Annotated in this window: 7 protein-coding genes and 1 tRNA gene; 3 read left to right on the top strand and 5 right to left on the bottom strand. The window is 61.8% G+C overall.

Translation table 11 applies throughout. The features are described from left to right. The coding region (locus tag OES25_16535; protein MDH3629248.1) for a discoidin domain-containing protein at positions 1–811 on the top strand (811 nt) is incomplete at its 5' end. Between the two features lie 62 nt (positions 812–873). On the opposite strand, the gene OES25_16540 is transcribed toward OES25_16535, so the two are convergent. Beyond that, positions 874–950: transfer RNA gene (locus OES25_16540), tRNA-Ile, on the bottom strand. Between the two features lie 108 nt (positions 951–1,058). Here OES25_16540 and OES25_16545 point away from each other — a divergent pair. Then, entirely contained in the window at positions 1,059–1,877 is an 819-nt protein-coding gene (locus tag OES25_16545; GenBank protein ID MDH3629249.1) for a DUF4412 domain-containing protein, read from the top strand. A 15-nt stretch (positions 1,878–1,892) separates the two neighbouring features. Here OES25_16545 and OES25_16550 read toward each other — a convergent pair whose 3' ends face one another. From OES25_16550 to OES25_16565, 4 genes are all read right to left on the bottom strand, one after another. Then, entirely contained in the window at positions 1,893–2,432 is a 540-nt protein-coding gene (locus tag OES25_16550; protein MDH3629250.1) for a DUF2846 domain-containing protein, read from the bottom strand. 4 nt (positions 2,433–2,436) lie between these two features. Further along, positions 2,437–7,923 carry a MopE-related protein gene (locus OES25_16555; GenBank protein ID MDH3629251.1) on the bottom strand — a complete coding sequence of 1,829 codons (5,487 nt, stop codon included), beginning with the start codon at positions 7,921–7,923 and terminating at the stop codon, positions 2,437–2,439. Positions 7,924–8,120: 197 nt separating this feature from the next. Continuing rightward, complete coding sequence (locus tag OES25_16560; protein MDH3629252.1) at positions 8,121–10,613, bottom strand: serine/threonine-protein kinase; 2,493 nt, start codon at positions 10,611–10,613, stop codon at positions 8,121–8,123. Between the two features lie 115 nt (positions 10,614–10,728). After that, entirely contained in the window at positions 10,729–11,091 is a 363-nt protein-coding gene (locus OES25_16565) for a TraR/DksA family transcriptional regulator (GenBank protein ID MDH3629253.1), read from the bottom strand. 152 nt (positions 11,092–11,243) lie between these two features. Here OES25_16565 and OES25_16570 point away from each other — a divergent pair, with 152 nt between their 5' ends. Next, positions 11,244–12,221, top strand: a complete 978-nt coding sequence (locus tag OES25_16570; GenBank protein ID MDH3629254.1) for a M13 family metallopeptidase — start codon at positions 11,244–11,246, stop codon at positions 12,219–12,221. The last annotated feature ends 20 nt before the right edge of the window (positions 12,222–12,241 follow it).

Here is a 12,241-nt window from a genome sequence, read left to right on the forward strand (position 1 = left end):
CTACATCCAGGTCGATTCGATGTGCCCGGTCAAGGCGCTGGCCCTGTCCGATATCGCGGTCCAGGGCTCGATCAGCGGGGACTATACGCGGACGTTTTCGATCGACGGCAACTACGAGGTGCTCTACGAGGTCGTCCAGGGTCAGCGCAGCCAGCTCGACCATCGCTGGGACTTCGACGTCGCGCCGGGTCCGGCCGTGACGTTCCGTGTCGAGGCCTTTCGTTACACGAGCACGGATGGTGACGACTTCGAGTTCCAGTACTCGACCGACAACGTGAACTTCACGACGGTCGCGACGGCGACCGCGTACGGCTATTTCTCCGCGACGGTTCCGTTGCCGGCGACGCTCAGCGGGACGGTCTATGTCCGCCTGAGGGACACCGATCGCACGCAAGGCAACACGACCACCGACCAGATCATGGTCAACTACCTGGCCATCGAATCGGCCGTCGATCCGCCGCCGCACCCCTGCGAGGCGATCTCAGGGTTGCGTTTCATGGACAAAGAGGAGATGCAATGGGACGCCGCGGCCTCGGCGACGAGTTACGACATCGTCTGGGGTGATCTGTCTGCGCTGCGTCTCAATGGTTCCGTGGGCGACGCTGTGTGCGGCTGGGACGATCACTCGGGGACGAGCATGATCAACGGGACCGATCCGCCGGCGGGGAGTTCGTACTACTACTTGATCCGTGGTGATGATGGGGGGCTGCCGGCGGGCACCTACGACAATGTCCCGGGTCCCGCATTGCCCGAAGAACGCGACGCCGAGATCGGCACCGCCGGTGGTGGCGACTGCAGCAGCACACCATGATTGAGGACAACCGGGACAGATTTATTTGTTCGAAAAATAGATCTGTCCCCGTTTGGTGCACTTGGTGGGCCCACCTGGACTCGAACCAGGGACCAACGGATTATGAGTCCGCCGCTCTAACCGACTGAGCTATGGGCCCGACTATCATTAATAGACCGCAGCCCCCGAAGTATAGCGCGGCCGAAAACCCCCGGATCCTGATACCATTCCACAACCGATTTCGCGTTCTCATCCAAGGAGTCCATCCATGAATCCGAAGCGTCTCTTTGCCTGCCTGCTGTTCCTCGCGCTCGCCATCTCCCCCGCCCTCTCTGCGGTCGTCTACCAGGTCAAGGTCACCAACCACGACGGCAGCCCGGGACCCGAGAGCATCGAGATGGCCGCTCTCGGCCACAAGCTGAAGATGGGGGTCGCCATGGCGGGGCCGAACACCCAGGGCGACGTCATCTTTGACGGCGACCGAAAAGAGATGGTCGTCATCGATCATGACTCCCAGGGCTACTACGTCATCGACAAGGCGACGATGGGACAGATCTCGACTCAGGTGAACGCGGCGATGGCCCAGATGGAAGAGGCCCTCAAGAATGTGCCCGAAGACCAGCGCGAGATGATGAAACAGATGATGGAGAAAAACATGCCGGGGGTAGGGACAAAGGCCAAGAAACCGGCCAACGAATTAAAGAAGACCGGCGAGAAGGCGACCAAGAACGGCTACCCCTGTGTGAAGTACGAAGTCTGGCGCGACGGCGCCAAGACCCAGGAGCTGTGGGTCACCAACTGGAGCAACGTCAAGGGCGCCGACGAGATGGTCGAGACGTTCGAGACCATGGCCTCGTTCTTCAACGAATTCAGGGAGGCGTTGCCCAACATGGCCGACGGCCCCGCCGATGACAACGTCTTTGCCCACATGAACGAGCTTAACGGTTTCCCCGTGGTCACCCGAGCCTTCGAAGGCGGCGAGTTGCAGAGCGAAACCGTCCTGGAATCCGTCACCGAGCGTGACATGGACCCCGACGCGTTTGAACCGCCCTCCGGTTACAAACGACAGACGATGGGCATGCCGTAACCAGGCGACGTCGAATCAGTTTTTTTTCTTGCGCTCCGCCGCCTTGTTGACCGCTCGATCTTTCCGGTTGGCGGCGATCTCGACGGCGCGGGCCAGACCCTCGTCTGACGGTTCGACGTAACCACACTTGTCGAAGAACTTCTTCGCCTCTTCGGCGTCGACCTGGACGATCTTTGCCCGGGCCTTGTTGAAGCCCGCCTTGATCGCGACCTTGAAGTAGTAGGTCTCGCCTGCGACGACATCCATCTCCAGGGCTGACGTGTTCTCGGACTTTGTCCAGAACAACCGTTTGCCGGCGGGCACCTGTGCGAAAGAATACGCTTTGGGTTTGGAGACCATGATCAGGTCGTCGTCGACGAAGGCCCAGGTTTTTACCGCTGCTGCGACCACCGCCGGGCGGAAGACGTAGACCAACGCGTGCCCCTCCTCGGGCTCGCCGCGTCTTTCGTCGTTCTTGGGAAACTTGTTGTAGTACTCCGCTGCCTGGACCGATGCGCCGACCGCGAAGATCACCAGCAGGGACAAGGCCACGTTTTTCAGTTTGCTTCGATGCATCTCATTACTCCTCAATTCGAACATCATCCAACCAAAGCATCGTGCCGATGGCGGTGCCGTTGTTGTGACGAAGGATGACCCGCAGCTCGTCGGTCGGCGCGAAACCGGCATCGACGGTGAACGGGATCGAGATCGTCTGATAGTTGGTGTCCAGCGCGAAGTTGCGGAACGTCACCGGGGGAGCCCAGGTGCCGTTCAACTGCAGGTCTTGACCGGCGGTGATGTTCACCAGTCGCGCCTCGACGGCGTTGGCCTCGATGGCCGAGAACTTCGCCTTGAACGATAAAGTGTAGTCCTGTCCCGGTGTCAGCGGGAGGTTCCGCTGGAACAGGATGATGCCACCGGCACCGGTTCGGGTCAGACGCGCGGCACGGCCGCCACGAGAGATATGAGCAGGATCGGTCTCCTGGGCAAACGTGCCACCGACAGACACCTCCTCCCAGATCGACAGGTTGGACGCTCCGGACCAATCCTCCAGATCGCCGTTGGGCAGCACGTTGACATCACGTTCCGTCCCGGAGGACTCATTGCCCCAACTGCCGTCGTTGGGGGCAATCGAGCGAACGACGTAGTACAGAACCTGACCGACCGCCGGCGAGGTGGGATCGCTCCACCAGTTCTGCACTGTGGTGAACGTCACGCTGGGATCAATGAAGTCGCCGCTGGTGGAACGAGCCACCTTGTACATCGAAGCGCCGCTTTGTGCCGGCCATGAGAACTCATTGAGATCGCCCAGGTTGAAGAAGCCGGCCATGCCGCTGATCTCGTCGATCAATCCGAAGCCGTCGTCGCCGTCACAGTTGTTGTCGATGCCGTCGTTTACCTCCGGTGCGCCGGGGTAGATCGTGCCGTCCGCAGGATCGCAGTCATCGTTGCTGGAGACGTACACGACCGGCATGGCACATGCAGCGAGCGATACCCCTGGATCACCGGCGCCGTCTGCGTCAAGATCCTGGTACCAGAGGGGTTGACCGGTCACTCCCGCGTCGTCGTCGTCGACGTCCAGATCGCAGTCGTTGTCCTGCCCGTCGCAGACCTCGGTGTTGCCGGGGTAGTTATCGGGATCGGAGTCGTCGCAGTCACCCGAGCATTCGTCGACACCGTCCATATCGTCGTCGTCGAAGCTACAACCGAAGCTGAAGTCGATGTCCGGCGTGGTCATGCCTGCGGTGACGGAGACCGGGTTGGAGCCGGAGCAGGACTCGAAACCGTTGTAGCACTGGGTGCCAAGCATCGGCTCGAAGGCCGAAACGACGTAGTCCGTCGCCGGCGGGACGGATAGCGAGTACATCCCGCTGCCGTCTGTTGGCGGTGTGCAGGCCTGGTAGCACGCGTCGACCATCACAGACGTCGCGCAGATCGTCGCGCCTGCGATCGGAACCCCGCTGTCGCGGACGATGCCGGTGATCGTTCCCGCCAACTGAACATCCGCATCGACGGTGGTCGTGTTGCCCTCGGTAACGACGACGATTGCGGCGTTATCGACACACACCTCGTCGTCGTACCACTCGGAGACATAGTTGCCTGAGTTGAAGTCGTTGAACTCGACAAGATGCGGACCCTCGTCGACCTTGATCTGATAGGTGCCGTCGACACAGGTCGAGGCGAAACCACTGGTGAAGATCGAAGGGCTCCCCGGGTTCATGGGATCTTCGTAGTACGCCGCGACGGAGATATCCTCCAGAGGTGTCATCGTGTCGGCGCCTCTAACGAGTCCGCCGATCGCCCCCGCGGGTCCCGACTTGAGCGCCGGGTACGCGATATCGTCATATGCGACGTTGGACGTTCGGCCGTACCGACGGTCTGCCAACGTGTCGTCGGTGACCTCCACCCGGGCGCGATAGAGCACACCCGCCTCGACCGGCATACGGAATCGTCCATCGAGCCCGGAAAAGGTCTCGGCATAAAACGGGAACGGATCGAAGATGCCGTTGGCCTCTGCCGGCTCACCCGCCAGTGGGCTGCCGTCGAAATCCTTCTGGATAGCCGAACTGGTCAGGACGCCCCGTGTCATCTGCTGGTCACCGAAATTGAACGGTCCGGCGATCATTTGCTGGAACTCCGCCTCCAGCAGGCGGCTGCGGGCCGGCGGGATCACACCGAAGAACCAGTCCCCTGCCGACATGTGCAGGGTCACGTCGCCGTTGGCGTCGGTGAGCTTCTCATCGTAGTTACCGGGACCATCGCCCTCGTAGTACAAGCGAGCGTCCTTCACCGGGTTCATTCCGTCGTCGAGAATCCTGGCGGTGACCGCCAGACCGTTGACTAACGTTGTGTCGACAGTGATGTTCCCGATAACTCCGGAACGGAACTCCGACGCAGACACCAGTATCGTGCCGTCCGGCGGTAGGAACGCCACCTCGATCTCGCCACCGGGATGACTGAGGGGACCGTAGTTACCGCCACCGTCGGCGAATCCGTAATCGACGACGATGCCGTCGTCGTCGTCGCAGTCGGCACTGAGATCCTTCCACGAGACGATGACAAACGAGTTGCCGGTGCCGGTGCCCGAGACCGATCCGCCGACGGTCAGTCCACCGGCGGAGAACAGTCCCGGAAGCAACGTGTACGGAACAAGCCGACTGTCCATGCCGTCCACTCGGAGTTTCATCTGTCCGCTGGCGGTTCCGGCAGGGACCTTGGTCGCGACCCGGCCACGAGACGCATCGACGGCCGTGGAGGTGCCATTGACGAATCCGCCGACACCGTCACTGAACAGGACATCGACGACGGCTCCACCGAGGTTGCCGGAGCTCAGGATGACCGGCTGTCCCTGTTGGAGGCTAGGCGATGGATCGATCCAGGTGATCTCCGGCGCGGTGGTCGCCGGCGCCAGCGATGACGGGTCAAACAGCGCAAAGTCGAAGTCGGCCGACTGATCGCCATTCAGATTGATCCAGCTCACACGGGCGTCCTGTACACCCACACCCGTCACATCCAGGATGTCCAGACCGTAGCTGGCATCGGGAAGGGCAAAGTTGAATCGTCCTTCGCAACTCTCGGTGCCGACAGCGTCGACCTGCATCATGTTGTCCTGACGGAAGACGGACACCTCCGCAAGGATTCCGTTGTCGTCGCCATCCACGACGCGCCCCGTGAACAGGGAACCTTGGTCCATGACGATCTGACCCATCTGTGCAGGAGCGCCGACCGTCAGTTGAACCCCGTTGGCGCCGGTGAAGTGACTTTCCGATGGAGCGTCGAAGCCGACGTCGTAGGTTCCGGCCCAGACAATCAGCGAGAAGAATCCATCTTCGTCGGTGATCGTAAACGTATCGTAGAAATCGAATCCGTCGGCGGCGCCGACGCCGGCACCTGAGACGCCCTCCCCGCTCTGGCTGATCACCTGCCCCGAGATCTCGAAGCCTGCGTCGAAGAAGTGATTCTGCGTCACGCCGCAGGTCAGATCGTAGTAGCCGTCGACCACACCGGATCCCGGAGGCGGCAGGAGATCGACCTCGTAGATGCCGGCGGCGTCGAGCGACATGGACCAGTCGCCGTTGCCGTCGGTCACCACACCGCGAATGAACGAACCGCCGTTATCCGCCACGACGATCACATCAGCAAGGTTTCCACCCATATCGGTGGTCTTGCCGTTCAGTGTGCAGACCGGTGTGAAGGTTCCGGCCGCGACTTCGATGCAAGCCGGTGGACTGGTTTCGCCAAGGTCGGTGTTGACGACCGTGACGTCGTAGGTGCCGGGTGTCAGACCGCCGGGAACCTGGACGACGATACCGCCACGGGTCGTGCTGTAGGCGACCACCGTGGCCGGCACGGCGTCGAAGAAGACCTGAGGGGCGGAACCCAGGGAGAATCCGTAGGCGAACAACAGGATGTGAGAGCCCACCGTCGTATCGTCGGAATCCCATCCGGTGATCCGCGGAAGCGAACGCCACGGCCCGACGATGAAGTTCACGTCGTCCACATCGGCGCCGGCGACGGTGAGGAAACGTGAAACCGATTCCGGTGACAGCCCTTTGTAGAACGCGGTGAAGTCGTCGGTCTCTGTCTCGACGAACCAATCATTGTCGATCACCGGCAACGAGTAACTGCCGTCGCAGGTTGTCACGGCGGCGCTGACGTAGCTGACACAGGTATCGAACGCCCGGCCGTAGAGGCAGGCACCGGTCAACAGATTGTCCGCGGTATCTTCGACCGTTCCGGTGATGAAACGGGTGGGAGTCAGATGATCGATATCCCGGCCGCCCAGCGTGTCGCCATCGCTGATGGTCTCGCACTCCAGCACCTGGCCGACAAGGCCCGTCAGCGGATCGTCGAGGCCCACGCTGTAGTCGTACGTGGCAGGTCCCGTCGGACCGACGGCGCCCAGCGTGTAGGTCCCGTCGGCCCGGGTGTAGGTCTGACTGCTGTAGCACTCGGGATCGCAGGGAAACTGCCGATCGGCGAACAGCGGATGACCGGGGACCGGCACACCCATATCGTCATAGAGCGTCCCCTGGAAGAAACTGTTGGCCGCCGGCAGCGTCAGTAAGCTGATCGCCGCCGGTCCGCCGCTGACCATGAAGCTGGTGCTGTCCTCGAGGGAGACGGCCCCTCGCGTATCGATGCCGTCCTCCGGAGACTCAACTGCCCACTCACCGTCGATGACGGAGAGGCTGTAGTCGCCATTCTCATCGGTGAAGCCCACCGACAACATCGGAAGACCGTCGTTGAAATCGGCGGCGACCAGCGTCCCGGGAATACCGGAGCCCGATGCGGGTCCTGACGAGTATTCGATCTTGCCGGACGCGACCCAATCGCCGGGAGTCATCGTCGGATCCTGGGCGACGTGCTGACTGGTGCCGTCCATGAACGGATTGGGCTGCCCGAGGAAGGGCGTCATGTATCCCGGTCGCAGAGCGACGACCACACGGTCGCGACAGGCAACCGCGGCGGGAACCTGAACCAGATAGTCGCCATTCTCGTCGGCGAAGGCAGAGTAGACCCGATGGGTCTCGTCGCCGACCTCGCAGAGCGGTAGTAAGAGGACGAAAGCTCCGGGGACGCCAAGCATCGTGCCGGAGTCCCGAGCCCGGCCGGCCACCGACTGGGTCTGGGCCGCCTGGGTGATGGTAAACGTCGCGGTCTGGGTCGACGAGTCGTTGGTGTCCTCGGCCTCCCAGATGAAACTTCCCGCGCTGTAGGGGAAGGTCAGCGGCGTGAACAGACGGGCATCGATCGTGACCGCCCCCACGGCGATGTTGGTGTCGGAGAACATGCCGGGAGACCAGTCGTCCACGTTGTCGGCGACCACATCGGCCCAGATCATGTTGTCGGCCGGGGCGTCGATGACCCCGTTACCGTTGGCGTCGTTGTAGAGACGGAGATAGACCTGAGACCCGACCACGCTGCCGACGGCCAATTCAACGGTTCCGGCCTCGGTCGTGGTGATGGTGGTCGGACTGACGTTCAAGGTGGGGGTACCTAACGCGACGCCCGTGCCCAATACGGTCAGCGCAAGTAGGTGGATCAACCGTTTGCGAAGTTGCATGAGATCTCCCTGATTATGGACGGATCTCGACTATAGAATTTTGAACCTACAAATCTCAAGTCGTTTTAGGGTTCGTGTCGGGGAGTTTCAGGACTGCCGGGATCAACGGATCCAGCGAATCGCCCCACCCATCTGCCTTCCCGGCCGACCGAGGGTCTCGTCGTCGTCGATAAATTTTCCGCCGAGCTGCTCGTCGATCAGGACGGCTCGCCGACACTCTCCCGGCAGGCGTTGTAGGCGCTGCGGATGCGAATGAGATCGGGATCTTCGTCAGGAACCGACGGTTCGAGAACTGCAATTGCGCGTTCGTAGAGCTTTAGCGCCGCGTTCGGCTTTCCTCCGTCCCGATGGACACCAGCCAAACCCTCGAGGGCCGCCGCCAGGTAGGGACTGTCGCTACCCTCGATCCGCTCGTCGATCTCGAGCGCCCGCCGGAACGATGCCTCTGCCTCCGACAGCTGATTCTGTTTCGCATACAGCGTGCCCAGCGCGTTCAGTGTGGGGGGAAGAATCTCTTCTCTTTCCTCCGCTTCACTGCGGTCCAGCAGCCAATCGAGGATCTCTCGGGCCTCCGTCATCCGGTCCTGCTCCAACAAGGCCGACGCAAGGCTACGCCGCATCCAGCGCACCTCGGGATACATCGGCCCCCAGGAGTTGTCGCCGATCTCAATCGCCCGCCGGAATAGGGGCTCTGCCTCTGCGCTCCGATCGACCGCCCGGTAGAGGTTGCCGAGGGTCGTCAGGCTGAACGAGACGTGAGGGTGGTCGTTACCCAGAACCCGTTGACGGATGTCGAGGGACTGCAACTCGACCTCGATCGCCTCGTCGTAGCGACCCTGGCTCTGAAGAACAATCGCCAGCGTGTGGATGCTGCTGGCGTAGTTGTGATTGTCCGGGCCGTGGGCGTTCTTTTCCAACTCGGCGGCACGTCGGTACAGGGCCTCGGCGTGTGAGTAGTCACCCCGTTCGTGATGGAGGGTGGCCAGGTTGTGGATCGACTGTCCGAGCTGGATGCCGTCTAGACCGAACGCCTTCTCTCGAATGGTCAGTGCACGGAGATGGGCCTCCTGGGCTTCGTCGAGTCGGCCCTGATGCTGCATCGTGTTGCCGAGCGTGTTGAGAACGTCGGCGACGTCGGGATGATCGACACCGAGACTTCCCTCGCGCAGGGCGAGGGAGCGACGGGACAATGTCTCCGCCTGTTCGAGATTCCCCTGCCACAGGCGAACCGTGCCCAACTCGAAGAGTGCAGTTGCAAGCTCTTCGCCGTCAGCGGTGTCGTGAATCTCGACCGCCTCTTCTAGAAGGGGTGCGGCCTGATCGTAAAGACCCATCACTCGGTAGACCCGCCCCATGGTCTCCATCAGCATCGCTCGGGTCCGTGGTTGCTCGTCGAGACCTCCCTGGATCTTCTCAACCCCACGATCGAGGACCTCGCGGGCGGTCACCTCGCGACCCCGGGCTTGCGTCGGATCCGGCGCTTCGAACAGGTCGACCATGAACTCGGCTACGTGACGCGCCGACGCCTCGTCCTGACGGGCCAGCTCTTCGGCCTGATTAGCTCGTGCCAGGCCCCACAGAGCCAGACCCAGGCCGGCAACGAGGGCAACGATCACGACGGCGGCGGCCGCGACCATCATGCGATGACGACGCACGAATTTACTCAGTCGATAACCTGCGTCCGGCGGACCGGCCAGCACCGCCTCATCGGTGAGATGCCGTTCGATATCGGCGGCGAACTCGTTGGGCGAGCCGTAGCGTCGGGCACGCTCCTTCTCCAACGCCTTCATGATGATCCAGTCAAGATCCCCACGAAGGTGACGGGCCAGAGACGGTGGGTCGGTCTTGCGGTTGGACGCGGTGGTCTGCGTGATATTACCGAGACTGGAGATGCGTGTGCTGGGACGTGGTGGATCTTCCTCACGAATCCGTCGACGGATCTCATCGGCACCGGCGCGGGCCAGCTCGGTATTCTGGAACGGCAGGGCACCGACCAGCAATTCGTAGAGCAGCACACCCAACGAGTAGACATCGCTACGGGTGTCGATATCCCCGGTCGTGTCGTCCGCCTGCTCGGGGCTCATGTAGGCCGGTGTCCCGACGACATGACCCTCCTGGGTGAACAGCGTCTGATCGGTGAGTTCCTGCGAGGTCGCCTTGGCGATGCCGAAGTCGATGATCTTCGGGATCGGCTTGTCATCGTGCTCGACAATCATCACGTTGCTGGGCTTGATGTCCCGATGGATGATCGCCTTCTGATGGGCGTGTTGGACGCCACGACAGATCTCGATGAATAGATTCAGCCGTTCACGGGTCGTGAGCTTGTGTTTGTCGCAGTACTGGGTGACCGACAGACCCTTGACATACTCCATCACGAAGTACGGTCGGCCGGTCTCCGTCTCGCCGGCCTCGAAGACCTGAGCGATATAGGGATGATCCATCAGCGCCAGGGCCTGACGCTCGGACTCGAAGCGGGCGATCACCTGGCGGGTGTTCATTCCCGGTTTGATCAGTTTCAGCGCGACCTTGCGGGCAACCGGTTTTTCCTGCTTGGCAAGCCAGACCTCGCCGAAGCCGCCCTCACCCAGACGGCGGATCGGACGGTAGTTGCCGATTACCGGTGGGACCGCCGGTCGCCGTGTGGGGCCGCCGGGTTCGGGTAGCCCTTCGGTGGGGGTGTCGTCGCTCATGAATCTGTCAGTCTACTCCGAGTCGACGGGTTTGAGATGTCGATGGATGATGCCGCTCTCACGGGCGCGCTCCAGGGCCTGGGAGGCCGTCATCATTATTAAGAGTGCCTGTCCCTCAGGAGTGTTTGCGATCGGCCGCGTCCTGACAGTCGAGACAATACGGCGATTCCGGCCGAGCTGACAGACGAGGATACCCGATCGGATCCTCGCAGCGCCGACAGAGTCCGTACTCGCCACGCTCCGCCAGACCTAGAGCCTGTTCGACTTGACGGAGTCGAAGGTCGGTCTGTTGTCGTGTGGCCTTCGACATACTCTGTTGCTGCATCGCGTCCATCCGCGTCAATCGACCGATGGGCTCGTCCAGCGCGACGGGACGCGTGCCCTCGCGAGTCGAATGGAGCATCGCCTGGAGTTCCGTCCTCAGCGCCTCGAGCCGCTGCCGCAACTCGTCGGTCTGCTGTTCGGTCAGGTCGTCCATTCCGGGATCATAGCTGTTTAGCGCTATATCAGCCGCACTTTTGGGTCGTTGCTGCATCCCTGCCGCGTGCCGCGATCCTACCGTGGATGGGAAACGCCGTGAAAGGTAGACTCCTCCCGCGAGCCGGCGCTTCTCCGGCGGAGGACTCATTGATGACTCGACGGATTTTATTTCTGATGGTGTTGCTCCTGGCGGCCGCAGGCTGTGCGCAGGATACGAGCACCGAGGTCAACATCAGCCAACTGGATCGCGCCAACTTCGACGAGACGGTCGAACCCTGCGACGACTTCTTCCAGTACGCAAACGGAACGTGGCTTGCCAGCAATCCGATTCCACCGGAACAGAGCTCCTGGGGCATCAGCGATACGATGCGTGAGCGGAACTACACCCTGCTCCGGGAGATCCTCGACGAGGCCGCCGCGGCCCACGCCGAGACCGGCACCAACAAACAGAGGGCCGGCGACTTCTGGACCGTCGGTATGGATACCGACAAGCTGGAGGCCGATGGGCTGGCTCCGATCGAGGCCGATCTGGCCGAGATCGCCAACGCCGAGAGCATCGATCAGCTGATCGAGGTCATTCGACGCGCCCACGCCGAGGGGGCGGGATTCCTGTTCGGTCTTGGGATCTTCCAGGACCTGATGAACAGCGAGCAGTACATCGCCTACGCGACGCAGGGTGGCATCGGTCTTCCCGATCGTGACTACTACACCCGTGACGACGAGGAGTCGTTGACGCTCAAGAGTCAGTATCAGACTCATGTGTCGCGGATGCTTCAGTTGTTGGGCGACACACCGGAGGTCGCCGACACGGCCGCCGCCGACATCCTCGCTCTCGAGACCCGTCTGGCGAAGGCATCGCTGACCAACGTCGAGCTGCGAAACCCCGCCAACTTCTACAACATCCAGACGGTGGGCTACGCCGATGCCGAGACGCCGAACTTCTCATGGAGTGGGTACTTCGATCATATGGGGATCGGCCAGATCGAGAGTTTCTCCTACGCGCATCCGAAGTTCTTCGCGGAGATGAACCTGGCGCTTGAGGACACCTCCCTCGACATCTGGAAATCGTATCTGCGTTGGAACGTGATCAACGCGACCTCGCCCTATCTGTCCAGCGAGTTCGCCTAGGCCGACTTCGACTTCTACAG

The organism is Acidobacteriota bacterium, assembly GCA_029861955.1.
Lineage (GTDB): Bacteria > Acidobacteriota > Polarisedimenticolia > Polarisedimenticolales > Polarisedimenticolaceae > JAOTYK01.

Excerpts from the sequence above, each read along its gene's own strand:
- OES25_16545 (MDH3629249.1), top strand. The coding sequence starts at position 1,059 with ATGAATCCGAAGCGTCTCTTTGCCTGCCTGCTGTTCCTCGCGCTCGCC.
- OES25_16550 (MDH3629250.1), bottom strand. The coding sequence starts at position 2,432 with ATGCATCGAAGCAAACTGAAAAACGTGGCCTTGTCCCTGCTGGTGATC.
- OES25_16555 (MDH3629251.1), bottom strand. The coding sequence starts at position 7,923 with ATGCAACTTCGCAAACGGTTGATCCACCTACTTGCGCTGACCGTATTG.
- OES25_16560 (MDH3629252.1), bottom strand. The coding sequence starts at position 10,613 with ATGAGCGACGACACCCCCACCGAAGGGCTACCCGAACCCGGCGGCCCC.
- OES25_16565 (MDH3629253.1), bottom strand. The coding sequence starts at position 11,091 with ATGGACGACCTGACCGAACAGCAGACCGACGAGTTGCGGCAGCGGCTC.
- OES25_16570 (MDH3629254.1), top strand. The coding sequence starts at position 11,244 with ATGACTCGACGGATTTTATTTCTGATGGTGTTGCTCCTGGCGGCCGCA.